Origin of the sequence: Nonomuraea fastidiosa (assembly GCF_042751225.1) — a bacterium.
Lineage (GTDB): Bacteria > Actinomycetota > Actinomycetes > Streptosporangiales > Streptosporangiaceae > Nonomuraea > Nonomuraea fastidiosa.
Map to the genome: position 1 here is coordinate 3,050,691 of NZ_CP170570.1, position 16,255 is coordinate 3,066,945.

15 protein-coding genes, 1 tRNA gene and 1 pseudogene are annotated in these 16,255 nt (G+C 70.6%); 6 read left to right on the forward strand and 11 right to left on the reverse strand.

The features are described from left to right. Positions 1-71 precede the first annotated feature (71 nt). From ACFMQL_RS13900 to ACFMQL_RS13910, 3 genes are all read right to left on the reverse strand, one after another. Positions 72-1,217, reverse strand: coding sequence for a Dyp-type peroxidase (locus tag ACFMQL_RS13900; protein ID WP_364064653.1), 1,146 nt, complete (start codon positions 1,215-1,217; stop codon positions 72-74). Beyond that, the gene (locus tag ACFMQL_RS13905) at positions 1,214-1,732 is read right to left on the reverse strand and encodes a copper chaperone PCu(A)C (RefSeq protein WP_364064655.1); all 519 of its coding nucleotides are present in this window, start codon (positions 1,730-1,732) and stop codon (positions 1,214-1,216) included. Before ACFMQL_RS13905 ends, ACFMQL_RS13900 begins: the two co-directional genes overlap by 4 nt. Positions 1,733-1,827: 95 nt before the next feature. Continuing rightward, a complete protein-coding gene (locus tag ACFMQL_RS13910; protein WP_364064658.1) occupies positions 1,828-2,385 on the reverse strand; it encodes an MFS transporter in 558 nt (185 codons plus the stop codon). A gap of 300 nt (positions 2,386-2,685) precedes the next feature. Here ACFMQL_RS13910 and ACFMQL_RS13915 point away from each other — a divergent pair, with 300 nt between their 5' ends. Continuing rightward, entirely contained in the window at positions 2,686-3,396 is a 711-nt protein-coding gene (locus ACFMQL_RS13915; RefSeq protein ID WP_364064661.1) for a hypothetical protein, read from the forward strand. Positions 3,397-3,631: 235 nt separating this feature from the next. After that, entirely contained in the window at positions 3,632-4,150 is a 519-nt protein-coding gene (locus ACFMQL_RS13920) for a universal stress protein (protein ID WP_364064664.1), read from the forward strand. Here ACFMQL_RS13920 and ACFMQL_RS13925 read toward each other — a convergent pair. Continuing rightward, positions 4,106-5,506, reverse strand: a complete 1,401-nt coding sequence (locus ACFMQL_RS13925; RefSeq protein ID WP_378785850.1) for a PLP-dependent aminotransferase family protein — start codon at positions 5,504-5,506, stop codon at positions 4,106-4,108. The genes ACFMQL_RS13920 and ACFMQL_RS13925 overlap by 45 nt on opposite strands. Positions 5,507-5,605: 99 nt before the next feature. Here ACFMQL_RS13925 and ACFMQL_RS13930 point away from each other — a divergent pair. Then, positions 5,606-6,337, forward strand: a pseudogene (locus tag ACFMQL_RS13930) (MFS transporter); the annotation flags it as partial. 411 nt (positions 6,338-6,748) lie between these two features. Here ACFMQL_RS13930 and ACFMQL_RS13935 read toward each other — a convergent pair. Genes ACFMQL_RS13935 through ACFMQL_RS13945 form a run of 3 tightly spaced genes read right to left on the reverse strand, consistent with a single transcriptional unit; the run spans position 6,749 to position 10,201 of the window. Continuing rightward, the gene (locus tag ACFMQL_RS13935; protein ID WP_364064670.1) at positions 6,749-8,962 is read right to left on the reverse strand and encodes a heavy metal translocating P-type ATPase; all 2,214 of its coding nucleotides are present in this window, start codon (positions 8,960-8,962) and stop codon (positions 6,749-6,751) included. 25 nt (positions 8,963-8,987) lie between these two features. Continuing rightward, positions 8,988-9,992 (reverse strand): hypothetical protein, encoded by a 1,005-nt coding sequence (locus tag ACFMQL_RS13940; RefSeq protein WP_364064673.1) that lies wholly within the window; start codon positions 9,990-9,992, stop codon positions 8,988-8,990. Beyond that, positions 9,989-10,201, reverse strand: a complete 213-nt coding sequence (locus tag ACFMQL_RS13945; protein WP_378785851.1) for a heavy-metal-associated domain-containing protein — start codon at positions 10,199-10,201, stop codon at positions 9,989-9,991. The genes ACFMQL_RS13940 and ACFMQL_RS13945 overlap by 4 nt, the downstream gene beginning before the upstream one ends. 595 nt (positions 10,202-10,796) lie before the next feature. Between ACFMQL_RS13945 and ACFMQL_RS13950 the strand changes: the two genes are divergently transcribed. The 3 genes from ACFMQL_RS13950 to ACFMQL_RS13960 all read left to right on the forward strand — a co-directional run bounded on the left by ACFMQL_RS13950 (position 10,797) and on the right by ACFMQL_RS13960 (position 11,751). Continuing rightward, positions 10,797-10,916, forward strand: a complete 120-nt coding sequence (locus ACFMQL_RS13950) for a DLW-39 family protein (protein ID WP_020542320.1) — start codon at positions 10,797-10,799, stop codon at positions 10,914-10,916. A 15-nt stretch (positions 10,917-10,931) separates the two neighbouring features. Next, the gene (locus ACFMQL_RS13955) at positions 10,932-11,660 is read left to right on the forward strand and encodes an HAD-IA family hydrolase (RefSeq protein WP_364064679.1); all 729 of its coding nucleotides are present in this window, start codon (positions 10,932-10,934) and stop codon (positions 11,658-11,660) included. Between the two features lie 15 nt (positions 11,661-11,675). Continuing rightward, positions 11,676-11,751 (forward strand) — tRNA-Ala (locus tag ACFMQL_RS13960). Positions 11,752-11,807: 56 nt separating this feature from the next. On the opposite strand, the gene ACFMQL_RS13965 is transcribed toward ACFMQL_RS13960, so the two are convergent. The 4 genes from ACFMQL_RS13965 to ACFMQL_RS13980 are packed head-to-tail and all read right to left on the reverse strand — an operon-like array spanning position 11,808 to position 16,205. Next, positions 11,808-12,947: a tyrosine-type recombinase/integrase gene (locus tag ACFMQL_RS13965; RefSeq protein ID WP_378785852.1), complete on the reverse strand. Its 1,140-nt coding sequence runs from the start codon at positions 12,945-12,947 to the stop codon at positions 11,808-11,810. Next, positions 12,947-13,162 (reverse strand): excisionase family DNA-binding protein, encoded by a 216-nt coding sequence (locus tag ACFMQL_RS13970; protein WP_378785853.1) that lies wholly within the window; start codon positions 13,160-13,162, stop codon positions 12,947-12,949. The genes ACFMQL_RS13965 and ACFMQL_RS13970 overlap by 1 nt, the downstream gene beginning before the upstream one ends. Next, positions 13,162-14,760 carry a replication initiator gene (locus ACFMQL_RS13975; RefSeq protein WP_378785854.1) on the reverse strand — a complete coding sequence of 533 codons (1,599 nt, stop codon included), beginning with the start codon at positions 14,758-14,760 and terminating at the stop codon, positions 13,162-13,164. Before ACFMQL_RS13975 ends, ACFMQL_RS13970 begins: the two co-directional genes overlap by 1 nt. Continuing rightward, positions 14,757-16,205 carry an FtsK/SpoIIIE domain-containing protein gene (locus ACFMQL_RS13980; RefSeq protein ID WP_378785855.1) on the reverse strand — a complete coding sequence of 483 codons (1,449 nt, stop codon included), beginning with the start codon at positions 16,203-16,205 and terminating at the stop codon, positions 14,757-14,759. Before ACFMQL_RS13980 ends, ACFMQL_RS13975 begins: the two co-directional genes overlap by 4 nt. Positions 16,206-16,255 lie beyond the last annotated feature (50 nt).

Here is a 16,255-nt window from a genome sequence, read left to right on the forward strand (position 1 = left end):
CGGAAGCGCCAGGACAGCCGCCGCCTCCCGCCGAGAGGAGGGCCCCTCGTGGGGGCCCTCCGGCGGGCCGGTCAGGACAGCAGGGACTCGCCGATCCAGCCGCCCTCCGCGCACCCCGGCGGAATCGCGAAGACCGCCGACCCGATCGTGGTGATCCACTCGTTGAGCAGGTCGCCTTCGGCCAGCATCCGCTGGATCGGGACGAACTGCCGGTCGATGTCCGCCTGGTACGACGCGAACAGCAGCCCGGCGTCCGGTTCGCCCTCCGGGCTCAGCCCGTCGTCGTAGTTGTACGGCCGCCGCAGCAGCCGCAGCGCCGGGTCGGCCACGTGAGCGCGCCTGATGTGGGCGTACTCGGAGATGACCGGGAACCCGAGCCGGTTCTTCGCGGCGAAGTCGGGCTCGTCGCGCTCGGCGACGCCGGTGAGCGGGGCGCCGTTGTCGAGCCTGCGGCCGATGGTGAACTCCCTGGCCGTGCGGTCGACGGCGTCCCACGTCTCCAGCGCCATGCGGATCCTGCGCAGCACCAGCGTGGTGCCGCCGGCCAGCGGGCCCTGCCCGATCCAGACGGCTCTGTCGAGGTCGGTGGCGTTGCCGGTGCCCTCGATCTGGCCCATCAGGTTGCGCCGGGTGGCGGAGCGGAAGCCGCGCTGCGTCCACCGTACGCGGGCGAACGACCGCGCGTCCTTGACGATCATCCGTACGGCGTGCGCGACCGTCACGTTGTCGTCCGCGCACACCTGCACGAGCAGGTCTCCCCCGCTCCACCGCTTGTCCAGCCGATCGGTGGCGAAGCGCGGCAGCGGCTGCACCGGAGAGTCCGCCCCGGCCGCGTCGAACAGCCCGGGCCCGAACCCGAACGTGCAGGTCAGGCGGGCCGGGTTCGCGGCCAGCTCGGGCTCGGTGTCGGCGAGCGCCGGCCGCCCCTGGGTGAGGCGGGCGGCGTCGTCGGTGAGCAGCTTGAGCAGCCGTACGAGGGCCTCCTTGCGGGTGCCAGGACGCAGGTCGAAGCCGATGAACACGGCGTGCGCCTGCGGCTCCGTGGCCACCCCCGCCTGGTGGAGGCCGTAGAAGGGCTCGGTGCGCGAGCCCGTCGCGACCTCGCGCACCAGCGAGCCGACGTCGAGAGTACGGGCGGAGGTGTCGCTCGCACAGCCCGCGAGGGCGCCGGCCGCGGTGACGGCGCCCCCGGTGAGCAGCCCGCGCCGGGTGATCACTTGTGCCCCGGCTGGTAGTCCTCCTCGCCGCCGGCGAAGTCCTTGCCGACGGCGGTGAACTCCAGCGGCTCGCCGCCCTGCACCTGCAGCGTGAACGGGATCTGCGCCCCGGGCAGCACCTCCTCGGTGACGTCCATCAGCATGATGTGGTCGCCGCCCGGCTCCAGCTTGTGCGTGCCGTGCGCGGGCACCACGAAGCCGCCCTCCTTGGGCCGCATGACCATCTTGCCGCCGCTCTCCACCACCTCGTGCAGTTCGATCTCCGAGGAAAGCGGCGAGCTGCCGGACACGATGGTGATCGGCTGGTCGGTGTTGTTGACCAGCGTGCCGAACGCGGCGGTCATCCCCTTCTCGGCGGTCTTGACCCAGGGGTCGGTGATGCTCAGCCCGCCGGTCGCCGCCACTGCGGAGTCGGACGGGGACGGGCTCGGTGCGGCGGCGGGCTCCGCCGAGGAGCCGCAGGCGGCCAGCGCCGTCGCGGCGGCCGCGAGCACGAGGGCATGACGGAAGAACATGGCAGTGCCTTTCTCCGCCCGGCATGCCGAAATAGACCCTGCCGGGCGGTGGGTCGTCTGAATGGAGAGGGGAACGTCGTGCCCGACCACGTAGGTCAGGCGGCGACGGCCCGCGGCGGACCCCTCCGGCTGACGACGTGCCGCAGGACGGCCGAGCGCAGGATGGGCGGCTCGGTCGTGCACAGCGGCGTGGAGAAAGGCGTGACCAGCAGCGGCAGCCACAGCACCAGCAGCCGTACGGCCAGGCGGCGCAGCAGCGCCCACAGCGCGGCCTCGCCGCGCGCCAGCCACAACGCGGTCAGCGCGACCGCCCAGCCGTGGGTGATGAGCATGCCGAGGTTCGGCACCAGGCCCGAGTGCAGGTGCGCGGCCATGAGCTGCGGGGCGGCCGGTCCGTCCGGTGCGAGCACCGCGTGAGAGAGCGAGAACATCAGATGCAGCAGCACCTGCAGGCCGGCGAGCAGCGGCAGGATCACGGTCAGTGAACGCTCGCGGCCCGCCAGCGGGTACGCCGCCGCGAACGACAGCCCGAACGCCCACACCCCGGCCGCGGGCGGCACCGATGCGCCGCCGAGCATGTGCGCCGCGACGCCCAGCCCCAGACACACCGCGGCGAACACCGCAGTGCGGGCAAGACGGAACGGCAGCGCCATGTCCCTAGCATTCCACGCGACCCTGGCGGTCCGGATGCCGATCCTCGGTTGTGTGTGGGGTGGGGCTGTCCCGCCGTCGTGGGTGGGGGTTCTTTTGGGTGGGGTGTGTTGGCGGTCCGGGTGTCGATCCTTGGTTGTGTGTGGGGTGGGGCTGTTCCGCCGTCGTGGGTGGGGGCCTTTGGGTGGCCCCAGGGGGCGATTGTGATTCACGTGAAACCAGCCGCCGCGGCCTGCTCGTGCGTTTTGGGGGTTTTGGGAACGGGTGCGGGGGCGTGGGGTGTCGCCGCATAATCGGGAGCGATGCCGAAATTTCAGGAGCTGTCGGAGTTCGCTGAGGCGATCGCCCCGGTCATCAACGCCGCCCACGTCAACGTGCACGCCTCCGCCGTCAGAGCCGTGGCCGGCCTCACCGCGGCATCGGGCTTCACTCCAGGGCTCCTGTCCGACCTGCGGTTCAGCCTTCCGCTGCGCCCGCTGACCCGCAGCGGGCTGGCCGTGCTGTTCCGGTACACCGACCCGGAGCCCGACATCCGGGAGCATCTCCGCCAGGGCACGCTGGCCGAGGACGGCGACGGCGTACTGCGCGTGACGGACACCGGCAGGTCCTTCATCCACCGCCTGTACGAGCTGCACGAGGCCGCCGTCGAACGCGTCTGGGCGGGCGGCGACCTCACCGAGGCCGCCGAGCTGGTGGGCCGCGTGCTGGACACCGCCGACCGGCTGCCCGGCGGGGCGTTCGAGCTGGTGTCACCGCCGTACGAGCCGGAGGGGTCCTCGCCGGGGCTGCTGCTGTTCAACCGGCTGGCCGTGCTGCGTTACCACCGCGCCGACGCGCACGCCGCGGCCTGGCAGGCGGCGGGGCTGTCGGCGGCCGAGATCGTACGCCTGGAGGACGGGCCGCTGCGCGCGGAGATCGAGGCGGACACGAACCGCCGGGCGGGACAGGCGTACCGGACGCTGCCGGAGCGTGAGCGCCACACCCTGTACGAGACCCTGCTGAAGCTCATCTGAAAGCCTTCCGCGAAGCCCTCCGGAAACGTGCACAAATAACACCTAAAGGGCTATAGAGAAAAGTTCCTCTCAAGGCAGGACAAATACCCCGCCTAAAGATCCCGCCTCCCCACCCGCCATGCCGCCGACCTGGGGTCCCATCCGCGTTCCAAAGGAAACTTCGGAGTTCCCAAACTGCCACCTCCCGGTAACCGATGGGTAGGCGCACTATGGTCGTACTTCAACAGGAGGCACCGTGGAACAGGAACTGCCCGGCGGCCCGCGGTTGATCGTTGGGGTCGACGAGTCCCCGGCCGCGCGTTGGGCTCTGGCCTGGGCCATCGGGGCGGCCAGGCTGCACCGGATGGCTCTGGTGGCCGTGCATGTCAGCCGCGCGCCCGTCCATCCTTTTCCTGAGGCGCTGCCCGTGCAGCATGCGGTGCGTCAGGGCGAGGAGGCGCGCTGCTCCGAAGTGATCACATCCGTGTTCGAGGACGTGGCGGGCGGCGTACCCGACGATCTGACGATCGCGACGGTGGGACGGGTGGGCGACCCCGGCTACCACCTTGTCGACCTGGCCCGCGAGGGCGATCTGCTGGTGCTCGGGCGAGGGCGGCGCGGCCTGCTCAGCCGCATCTTCCTCCCCTCGACCAGCATGTACTGCGCCCGGCACGCGAGGACGACAGTGGTGATCGTGCAGCAACCCGCGCCGCCCGACGACTCGGAGATGTCAGGAGAGCGCCACCGCCGCTTCTGGACCCGCCGACATCCGTGACCTGAGCAGCCGCAGGCCCGCGGCCACGGCGTCGGTGGGGATCGCGCCGTAGCCGAGCACCAGGCCGTGCTGCGCCGGTTCCTCCCCGCAGTACGACTCAAGCCGCTCGACCGCGAGCCCGTCCCCCGGCCGTACGCGCACGCCCGGAGCCAGGCGGGCGCACAGGTGCAGCCCCGCCGAGGACGGCACCGGCAGCAGCCGCTCGTCGGCGTCCAGCGCCTCGGCGATCATGGCGTGCCTGGCGGCGTACTCGCGGGTGGCCTTCCTGATGTGCCGCGAGAGCAGCCCCTCGTCGATGAAGCGGGCCAGCGCGGCCTGCGTGGGCAGCGCGCCGTGCCAGTCCGTGAGCTGCCTGGCCGCGCGCAGCGCCGGCGCGAGCGAGGCGGGCGCGACCAGGAAGCCGACCCTGAGCATGGGCAGCAGGGTCTTGGAGAACGAGCCCACATAGATGACCCGGCCGGCCCGGTCGAGGCTCTGGAGGGGTTCGAGCGGGCGGTCGCCGAAGCGGAACTCGCTGTCGTAGTCGTCCTCGATGATCACTGCGCGGCGGCGTTCGGCCCAGGCCAGCAGGGCGGCGCGGCGGGCCAGCGACATGGGGGTGCCGAGCGGGAACTGGTGCGACGGCGTGACGTAGACGATGCGGGCCTGGCGTGGCAGCGCGGTGACGTCGATGCCCTCGCCGTCCACGGGCACGCCGGCCACCTTGGCGCCGAGCGTGCGGAACAGCAGCCGGGCCGGCGGGTAGCCGGGCTCCTCGACGGCCACGACCGTGCCGGGCTCGATCAGCACGCGGCCGATGAGGTCGAGCGCCTGCTGTGCGCCGTTCGTGACGATCACGTCGTCGGGGCCGGCGTGCACGGAGCGGCTAAGCCCGATGTGCCGGGAGATGGCCGCGCGCAGCGGCTCGTGGCCCGCCGGGTCGGCGTAACCGGCGGCGCTCGCCCGCAGCTCGCGGGCCACCAGGCGGCGCCAGGTCTCCATGGGGAACAGGCGGGCGTCGGGGACGCCGACGCGGAAGTCGTAGCGGGCGGGCGGCATGCCGCTCGGGGTGAGGCGCAGGTCCCGCCAGACCGGGCGCGGCCGTACGACGCCCTTGGGCGCGGCCCGCCCCCTGACCGGCTCGGCCGACACGAACGTGCCCGCGCCCGCCCTGCCCACCAGGAACCCGTCCGCGACCAGCCGGTCGTAGGCGAGGGCGACGGTGTTCCTGGAGATCTCCAGCCGCCTGGCCAGCTCCCTGGTCGGAGGGAGGCGTTCGCCGGATCTGAGCCGGCCGTCGAGTATGGCGTCGAGAAGCTGCCGGTACACCTGTGCGGCCAGGTCACGGCGGCCTTCGAGGGTGATGTGCACGTCCATGATTGGCCCAATCAAATCGCCGGAAATCGGAGCTTATCTCGGGACAAGCCAGGCTCCAAGATGGTGGCGTCGGCACGCGAGGCAGGGGGCGTACACCTCATGAGATATCGGCGGATCCTGGCACAGGCGCAGCTTGCGAACTCCATCGGCGACGGTGTCTTCCTGGTCACCTCCGCCTTCTACTTCTCCACCGTCGTCGGGCTCACGCCCACCGAGATCGGCATCGGCCTGACCCTCGGCTGGGGCGTCGGTTCGGTGGCCGGCGTGCCGCTCGGGCACCTCGCCGACCGGCGCGGGCCGCGCGGCGTCGCCGTGCTGCTCGCGCTCGCGACCGCCATCGCGGTCGGGTCGTTCCTGCTGGTACGGACGTTCCCGCTGTTCGTGCTGGCCGCCTGCCTGTACGGCACCGCGCAGACCGGACTGTCGGCCGCCCGCCAGGCGCTGCTCGCCGCCCTGGCGCCGCCCGAGGAGCGGACCGTCGTACGGGCCGTGCTGCAGGCCACGCTCAACGGCGGCCTGGCGCTCGGCGCCGCCATCGGCGGTCTCGCGCTGCACGCGGGCACCCGGGAGGCGTATCTGGCGGTGTTCGGGCTGGACGCGGCGACCTTCCTCATCGCCGCCGTCCTGCTGCTCCGCCTGTCCCCCGTACGTCCGCAGCCCGCTCCTGCCGGGCCCCGCCTGGCCGTGCTCAGGGACCGGCCGTACGCGCTGGTCACGCTGATCTACGCGGTGATGCTCTTCTACATGCCGCTGCTCAGCGTGGTCGTGCCGCTGTGGATCGCCGCCCGTACCGACGCGCCCACCTGGGTCGTTTCGGTGCTGCTGCTGATCAACACCGGCGGCGTGCTGCTCTGCCAGGTGCGGGTGGCCCGCCGGGTCAAGGGGGTGCACGACGCCGCGGCGGCGGTACGGCGGGCGGGGCTGATCATGTTCGCCGCCTGCGCGGTGTTCGCGCTGAGCCCGTCATGGTGGGCGTTCCTGCTGGTCGCCGCGGTTTTGCAGGTGATCGCCGAGCTGTGGCTGGCGGCCGGCTGCTTCGAGATCGGCTTCGGGCTCGCCCCCGACGACCGGCAGGGCCAGTACCAGGCGTTCTTCGGCAGCGGCGTGGCCGTGGCCAGGATGCTCGGGCCCGCCGTGCTCACCACGGTCGTGCTCGGCGGCGGCACGCTCGGCTGGCTGCTGACCGGCGCCGCGTTCGTGGCGGCCGGCGCCTCGATGGCGCCGGCCGCCAGATGGTCGCTGTCACGAGAAGCGGCGCAGCCGCAGGCTGTTGCTGACCACGAAGACGCTGGAGAACGCCATCGCGGCACCCGCGATCATGGGGTTGAGCAGCCCCAGAGCGGCCAGCGGCAGGGCTGCCACGTTGTAGGCGAAGGCCCAGAACAGGTTGCCCTTGATCGTTGCTAGCGTGCGCCGGGCCAGCCGGATGGCGTCGGGCGCCACCCGCAGGTCGCCGCGTACGAGCGTCAGGTCACCGGCCTCGATCGCGGCGTCCGTGCCCGTGCCCATGGCCAGGCCCAGGTCCGCCTGGGCCAGCGCGGCGGCGTCGTTGACGCCGTCGCCCGCCATGGCCACCACCTTGCCCTCGGACTGCAGCCGCTTGACCACGTCGACCTTGCCGGCGGGCAGCACACCGGCGATCACCTCGTCGATGCCCACCTCGGCGGCGACCGTACGCGCCACGGCCTCGTTGTCGCCGGTCAGCAGCACCGGGGTCAGTCCCAGCGCCTTGAGCTCGGCGATGGCCTCCTTGCTCGTCGGCTTGATCACGTCGGCCACCACGAGCACCGCGCGGGCCTTGCCGTCCCAGCCGACCGCCACGGCGGTGCGGCCCTTGGCCTGCTCCTCCTCCATGGCGCGGACGAGGTTGTCCGGCAGGTGCTGCGACCACTCCTCCAGGAGCCGCGGCCGGCCCACGAGCACCGCGTGCCCGTCCACGACGCCCTGGACGCCCAGGCCCTCGATGTTCGTGAAGTCCTCGGCGGTGGCCTTCGAGCCGGCCTCGCGGGCGATCGCCCGCGCGATCGGGTGCTCGGAGGCGTGCTCCAGCGCTCCCGCCAGCCGCAGCACCTCGTCGCGGGACTCGCCCTCGGCCAGGTGGACCTCGGTCAGCGTCATCTTGCCCTCGGTGACCGTGCCCGTCTTGTCCAGGACGATCGTGTCGATCCTGCGCGTCGACTCCAGCACCTCGGGGCCCTTGATGAGGATGCCCATCTGGGCGCCCCGGCCCGTACCGACCAGAAGAGCCGTCGGCGTGGCGAGGCCCAGCGCGCACGGGCAGGCGATGATCAGCACCGCGACCGCCGCCGTGAACGCCGCGCTCGCGCCCGCACCGCTGCCCAGCCAGTAGCCGAGCGTGCCGATCGCCAGCGCGATCACCACCGGGACGAAGACGCCCGAGATGCGGTCGGCCAGCCGCTGCACCTGCGCCTTGCCGGTCTGCGCCTCCTCCACCAGCTTCGCCATCTGCGCGAGCTGCGTGTCCGCGCCCACCCGGGTGGCCCTCACCAGCAGCCGGCCGCCCGCGTTGACCGTCGCACCGGTCACCGGGTCGCCCGGCCGCACCTCGACCGGCACCGACTCGCCCGTCAGCATCGAGGCGTCCACGGCCGAGGTGCCCTCCTCGACCACGCCGTCGGTGGCGATCTTCTCGCCCGGCCGGACCACGAACCTGTCGCCGGCCTTGAGCTGCTCGACCGGCACGCGGCGCCCGTCGGCCAGCTCGACGTCCTTGGCGCCCAGCTCCATCAGCGCCCGCAGCGCGGCGCCCGCCCGCCGCTTCGAGCGGGACTCGAAGTAGCGGCCCGCCAGGATGAACGCGGTCACCGCCGCCGCCGTCTCCAGGTAGATCGTGCCCGAGCCGTCGGTGCGCCCGATCGTGAACTCGAACGGGTGCGTCATGCCCGGCACGCCCGCCGTACCGAAGAACAGCGCCCACACCGACCAGCCGAACGCCGCCAGCGTGCCCAGCGAGACCAGCGTGTCCATCGTGGCCGTGCCGTGCCGCAGGTTCGTCCACGCGGCCTTGTGGAACGGCCAGCCCGCGTACGTCACCACCGGCGCGGCCAGCGTCAGCGACAGCCACTGCCAGTACTCGAACTGCAGCGCAGGCACCATCGCCATCGCCACCACCGGGACCGACAGCACGATCGCGGTGATCAGCCGGTCGCGGAGCGGGTCGCGTTCCTTCTTCTGCTCCTGTTGTCCGTCAGGGGCTGGAGTGGGCGGGGGTGGCAGCTCGGCCGTGTAACCCGCCTTCTCCACCTCGGCGATCAGCACCTGCGGGTCGACATCCACGGGGAAGGTGACCTTCGCCTTCTCCGTCGCGTAGTTGACCGTCGCGGTCACGCCGTCCAGCTTGTTGAGCTTGCGCTCGATCCGGTTGGCGCAGGACGCGCACGTCATGCCGCCGATCATGAGTTCGACGGACTTGCCTTCGGTGAGGGAAGACGTCATCGTCACCTCTCCTTCCTCGTGTCCGTCAGTGGGTGTGGCCGTCGCCGCCGTGTCCGGCGGGCGCGCCGCCGGCCGTCGCCGTGAAGCTCGCCGTACGGACCTCGCCCTTGTGCTTGAAGTCCAGGAACAGACGGTAGTCGCCCCGGCTCGGTGCTTCGGCGTAGAACGTGATCTCGGGGCCCGCCGTGTCGCTCTCCTCCGGGTGGACGTGCAGGTAGGCCAGGTCGCCCGCGCGCAGCGCCACGAGGTGGCCGTACGCGCCCAGGTAGGGCTCCAGGTCCTCGACCGGCTTGCCGTCCTTGCTGACCGTGAGGGTGAGCTTGGTCGAGGTGTTCGGGGCCAGGTCGCCGTCCAGGCTGACCGTGTAGCCGTCCACCTTCGCCGTGCGGCTCGCCTCCGGCAGCGGGTCGGGGTCGTAGTCGCCCGCGGCCGTCAGATCGGCGCCCAGCGTCAGCTTCTCGCCGCCCTTGGGGATGAAGTCCGCGAACGCCTTGTACGGGCCGGGCTTCGGCGCCTTCAGGCGTACCGACCAGGTGCCGTCGGGGGAGAGCTCGGGGTGGAGGTGCTGGAAGCTCGTCAGGTCGCGGGAGACGACGATGAAGTGCAGCTTCTTGTCGTGCTCCACCTCGTAGTCGGTCACGGGGGTGCCGTCGGGGCCGATGACCTTGAAGGTGAAGTCGGTGGCCTTCTTCGTCGAGATCGAGTCGATGAGGTCGAGGGTGTAGCCGTCCTGCGACACCTGGAGCCCCCCGGGGGTATGGCCGGTCTGCTGCTCGTGGCCCTTCGCGGGGGTGTTCTCGTGGGCCGCCGAGGTTGCCTCGGCCGATACCCCTTGGCGCTCGCCGGTCGTATGCCCGTGGCTCTTGGGGGCCTGCTGGGCCTGTTGGCCGGGCTCTTGGCTGCTCGGGGCCTTTTCGCTGCTCGCGGCCGCTGTGGAGGAGGGGGCCATCAGCTTGCCCACGCCCAGGGCGCCGCCGAAGACGACGGCGAGGCCCAGGACGTAGGAGCCGAGCTTGACGGCGGCGTTCATGGGCGATCCACCAGCTCGTCGCCGGCTTCCTTCACCGCGGAGGCGATCAGGTCGCGCGCCACCGGCTCGTCACTGCTGACCGTCAACAGGCCAGTGGCGAGATCCACCTCGACGCCGGTCACACCGGGAACCTCGCTGACCTCCTCTTTGACGGAGCTCACGCAGTGGCCGCAGGTCATGCCGTTGACGGTGTAGGTGGCGGTGCTCATGGCGGGCTCTCCCTCTGCTTCTGTCCTTTTATGGTGCGAGTCTAACACCGTACCCCCCTAGGGTATGCCCGAGGTATGGGTCTGGGCATTCCGGTGTGTTACCGGATGAACGTAATATACCCCCAAGGGGTATGTCAACACCGTCCGTACGCCCCCGAACCATGACATACAGCCCCTCCGTACCCACTGGCCTCCCGTGTATGCGGTCACCGCCGGACGGAGGCGAGCCACTCGCGGCCCGAGGCCGGGGAAGCAAGGGGAATGAGACCTGCGCACCTCGGCCGCATATTTGGCATGATCGAGCTGTTGCCCGTTATGGGAGAACGACAGGATGCCGGCCGCATGGACGTGGACGTGAACGTAGACGACGAACGGGGAACGTACGGGTCGATGACCGACATCGTCGGCCGCCGTCTTCGCGCACGAGGTGACGGGTTATAGCGGTCTCACCAGGGATTGAACGCCCGTCCTTTGCCTAATCCACCCATCTGGTCCGCGCACAACACAGGGAGCGCAGCCATACCTTGCTAGGCTGCTTGTCAACCGTTGGGTCTCACCCCGGCAGGTGAGGCCGTCGAAGAAGTGGGGTCACACCGTGAAGAAGCTGCTCGTTCTGGCGCTGATCGCCCTTGGGGGGTTGCTGATCTGGCGTAAGGTGCAGGCCGACCGCGCAGAGCTCGATCTCTGGACCGAGGCGACCGGTAGCGAGAACTAACCGACCGGCGAGGCGATGAGTGACATCGTCCCCATCAAGCTGGTGTGCCTTGACCTGGCCGGCACCACGGTCGGTGACATCGCCATGGTCGAGCGCGCCTTCGCTGAGGCGATCGCGACTCAGGGCATAGTGCCCGGGACCGGAGCGTACGCGAGAGCCATGGTTCACGTGCACCGGTCCCGGGGCTGCCCCAAGATCGACGTGTTCCGCGGCATCTTCCCGGGGAACGAGGCGCAAGCGCAGGCGGCGAACCTGACGTTCGAACGCTCCTACGAGGGGGCGATCGAGCGGGCGGGTCTCACTCCCATGCCCGGAGTCCTGGAGGTCCTCGACAAGCTCCGGGGCAACGGCATCAAGCTCGCCCTGATCACCGGCTTCAGCCGCACCACCTTGAGCCGCATCCTCAGCGTCCTGGGCTGGCACGACAAGATCGATCTTGCCATCTCCCCCGAAGACGCCGGCGGCCGCGGCCGCCCCTGGCCCGACATGGTCCTGCACGCCGTACTCCGCCTGGGGGTCGACGACGTACGCCAGGTCGCCGTGCTCGGCGACTCGGAGAGCGACATGCTCTGCGGCAAGCGCGCCGGCGCCTCCATCGTCGCGGGCATCATGACGGGCGTCCACAGCCGCGAACGCCTCCTCAAGGGCGGCGCCACCCACATCCTCGACTCCATCCAGGACTTCCCTGGGTTGGTCCTCAGTGATGATCTCGGTACGACGCAGGTGGCTTCATCGGCCCGGTAAGCTATCTTCGTCGAAGGGGCCTTAGCTCAGTTGGCAGAGCGCCTGCTTTGCAAGCAGGAAGTCAGGAGTTCGAATCTCCTAGGCTCCACCAGGCGAAACGCCCCGCCACCGATCTCGGTGCGGGGCGTTCGTGCCATCCACGTGCCATTAGCTGTCGGCGATCTTCTGCTGTTCGGCCGCGACGCGGGCACTCAGCGCGTCGGCGATCCGCTGGTCCGCGTCGCGCGTGGCGTGCTGGTAGATCAGCGCCGCCCGGTCGCTGTCATGCCCCATCCGCGCCTTGAGGTCGGCAAGGCTCGCGCCGGACTGCGCGGCGAGGGTGTTGCCTGTGTGCCGGAGATCGTGGAAGTGCAAGCCCTGGAGTCCCATCTCCTTCAGCGCCTCCGCCCACCTGGCCTCGCGCCGGAAGTTGCTGCCCCGAAGGAACGCCCCGCGCTTGCCGAGGAAGACGAAGGCGTCGTCGGCCTCATCGACGTACGCGGCGAGGTGTTCGGCGAGGACAGGGATGATGACTGCGGGGATGCTGACCGTGCGCCTGCCGGCGCGTGACTTGGGCGGGCACAGGCGCATCTCGCCGTTGTCGAGTTCGAGGAGCTGTTCGCGGATCGTCACCGTCCGCGCGTCGAGGTCGATCGAGCTACGACGGAGGGCAATCACCTCACCCCAGCGCAGGCTCGCGAAGGTGGCCAGCAGGATGAGGGCCTTGAAGCGCTTGTCGGCCATCCGGTCGGCCAGCTCGAAGACCTGGCGCACGGTGAGGACGGGCCGTTCGGGAGTGTGCTCGTTGTCGGCGCCCTTGATCCTGCACGGGTTGCGCGCGATCAACTGGTCCTCTTCGACGGCCGTCATCAGTATGGCGCGCAGCAGGCGGTACGCCTTGGCCGCAGTCGAGACGGAGACGCCGTTCGCGAGAAGATCGGCGCGCCACGTGCGGATCGCCTGCGCGGACAGCTTGCCGACCGCCACGTCGCCCAGCGTCGGAATGATGTGGCGTTCGAGCAGCCAGGTGTACAGCTCCACCGTCTTGGGGCGCAGGCCCGGACGTTCCTTGATCCAGGCGCGGGCATAGTCGGCGAGCCGGACCTTGCCTCGATCCGGGTCCGTCCACTCGCCCGAGATCATCTGAGCTTCGATGAGCGTCAGCGCCCGGTCGGCGTCGGTCTTCGTTCGGTACGTCGTGGTCCCGGTGCGCAGCCGGCCATCAGGGCCGGGATAGCGGATCTGGAACCGACCGGAGGGCAACTTACGGATGCTGCCGAAACGTCGGCGACCTTCCCTCTTGGCCATCAGGCGGCCCTCCCCGGCGACCGGCGGGTGTCTCCCGCGTTCATGGGGGCGACGGTGCCGGCGGTGACGTAGGCGATCAGGGCCGACTCCCGGATGCGCACCAGCCGGCCGAGCTTGACGAACTCGATCCGCCGTTCAGCGATCAGCCGCCGGACGAAGCGCGGGGTGGTGCTGAGGAGTTCAGCCGCCTCATCCACCCTCAGGAGCTTGTCCACTACGCCGCCTCCTCTCCGATTGCCGAAAGATCTTGCTCTAGCCGGTTCATGTGGGCTCGCCAGCGTTGGCGTTCGGCGACTGAGCGGAGGAGGCGTACGGCGAGGGGCGGTACGTTCGCGTCGCCGGCCGGGACGGGCTTCCAGATGTAGCGGTGCGGGTCGGTGGGCTGGTCGGGGTGGCCGAGGGCTTCCAGGACCCAGGTGCGGCGGTCCTGCCTGTGTTCGGCGAGGGTCTTGTTGGACCACTTGCGCGAGACCAGGACGCGGCGTCCGGCGTAGCCGAGGTGTCCGGGCTTGTGGGCCTTGCCACGGCAGCGGCCGGGCTGCATGCCGGGCCTGGCGTTCTTAGGCTGGATGCCGTAGCGGAGCCAGTTGGCGCAGGTGGGTGAGCACGGCTCGAAGCGGAGGGCTTCGACGAGCCGGGCCGCGTGGTCGCGGCGGGCCTGGTCGTCGGTGGCGGCGTCGAGCGGGTCGGCGAGGCTCTTGGTCAGGTACTTGGTGAGGTAGCCGAGCCACTTGCCGGCGGCGGGCGTGCCGGCGAGCACGCTTTGGATGTTGTGCTGTTCGCCGAAGCCGACCACGTGGAGGGGTTGGGCATCATCGTCGGCGTCGAGCTGGTCGAGGGCCTGTTCCCAGGTGGGCAGGACTTCGCCGGTGTCGGGGTCGAGGTAGCCGGTCCCGTCCTGCCAGAGCGGCAGGTGGTCTCCCTCGAAGCGGATGGTGTCGGTGGGTGGCCACCAGACCTGGTGGTAGGTGGCGGCGATGATCTGCTTGAGTTCGGCGCGGGGCAGTGTGCCGCGGATGGCCATGTGCAGGTGCGGGGCGAGGCGTTGCTGTGGCTCGACGGTGGCGAAGTACTGCACATCGTATCCGGCCACCCGGCGCAGGTTCTGCACGAAGCGGTCGATGAGCTTGGAGAAGTGCAGGGCGTCGCGGGCGCCGCGCCGGTAGTCGTAGGTGTCCGGGTCGAGGGGCACGCCGTCGCGCACCTTGCCGTAGGACGGGAGCGTCAGGGTGATGAACATCGAGGGCCGGTAGACCCGGCCGTCCGGTGCGGTGAAGGTACGGCCCAGCGTGGTGGCGGCCATCTTGCGCTTGGGCAGGTCCGGGGCGTCCTGGCGTCGTCTGGTGGAACGGACACGGCGGCCGGTGGTCCGACCGGTGACGTGACCGCGCATCCCGGCCTTGGTGATCTCTTCGTCCAAGCCCTCGGCGAGGATGTCGAGGCCGGTGCTGTCCTGGCCTGCTCGTCCGGCGGCCTCTTGCTGGGCGTGGACGTCGGCGCGGAACTCGACCAGCCGGCGCTGTTCCTCGTCCGGCTCGTTGGGTGTGATGGCCGGTTCGTGGTCGAGGTGCCAGCCCTCGCGGCATTGGGCCATGCGGAGCTGACGGTTGCGCTTGGCGCACGGCGGGCAGGCGGACTCCAGGGTCGCCCCGCAGGGTACGTCCACGATCTCCGTACGGCCGGTGCGGGTGTCGAGGCGCTGGAAGGCCACGGGGCGGATGCACACGCCGTACCGCTTGGCGACCTCCTTGACCACCTCCCGGGCCAGCGGCCGGGTCAGCCGCACCGCCCTGGGCACGGAGCGATCCGTCATAGGGCCTCCCTTCCGTCGATGCCGAAGGCCCTCGGGCGGGCGAAGGCGCTGACCATGGCGTGGATGTCGTCGTCGGAGACGTAGGCGGCGCGGACCCGGATCGGGTCAGGACTGGCCTCCAGGCGGACGTAGCCGACGCCGGCGCCCTTGGCCGGGTCGGGGGAGATCTGATCGGCCAGTGCGCCACGATCGCGGGCGCCGTCGCCGAGGACCATGTCCACCTGTTCGGACTCGTCCAGCCGGAGGGCGATCTTGTCGGGGAAAAGGTTGCGGATGTTCATGACCTCTTTGCGCGGGTCCTGGAGGGCCGCCAGGACGCCGATGCCGACCGCGCGGCCTTGGGTGGTGAGCGTGGCCAGCGCCGCCGTGATGCGTTGCCGCAGGTGCTTGTCGGCCTGGTAGGCGGTCAGGAAGGCCACCTCATCGACGATGACCAGGATGAACGGGTCCTGGGTCGTGGGCGTGTGCGAGCGCTGAACCCCGGCGAACCGGGCGGCCCGTTCCTGCATCACCTTGACGGCCTGTTCGAGGAGGTCGGCGCATGCCTCGGGGGTGGCGGCGTAGCGAGGTCCGAAGAGGTCGCGGCCGAAGGACAGCTCCATGAGCTTCGGATCCAGCGCCCATAGCTCGACGAGCCCCGCCTGGACGGCCGGGAGCAGCCCTCGGATGGTGGACCAGATGATCGAGCCCTTGCCCGCACCCGTCGCGCCGGCCACCAGGATGTGCGTGCCGTGGACCTTGAGCCGCCAGGGCAGGCCGTTCTCCTGCTTGCCGATCTCGACCGGTCCGACGCTCGTCCGGTCCGGGATGGGAAGCGCCGGCAGCGGGTCGGCGAGGGGGTCGTGACGCGGGAAGGTGAGCAGCAGCCGACCGGCCTTGAGAACCGAGACGCGGCAGGAGGGAGCGCCGAAGCCGTGCGCCAGGTGATCGGCGCGGTCGGTCCAGTCCTTGACCGTCTGGCCGTTCAGCATGCGTACGGTGACCAGGTCGGCCCATGCGGTGCAGGTGACCTTGCCGAGACGCGGGAGGTAGTCGCGGCCTTGCAGGTGCTTGCCGAGCCCGGAGATGATCACGACGGGTTGCCAGAGACGGCGGTAGATCCAGACGAGTCGCCACCAGGCCAGCAGCCGCCGGCCCACCAGGCGGGCGAACGACGTCCGATCGAGAACGGCCCACGTCGCCAGGCCCGTGAGCGGAGGAACGGTCAGCAGGAGGCCGGCCCTCCAGCCGTACAGCCAGCACAGCGCGAGCGGCGCGACGGCCACCGCCACCGCCACGGGATGCCGCCAGATCGTGCGTGCCAGACCTGCGACGAGGCGGGCGACGAAGACGGCGAGGGTGATGAAGGCCGGGGTCGTGACGACGGCCGGCTTGAACACGACGGCCGTGTCCGGGGTGGTGGAGACGATGCGTTGCGACTCTTCGCCGGGCATCTTCTTGAACATTAGAGTGGAAGTCCTTCCGAGCATGTGGTGTGTCCGGGAGATCAAGGGGC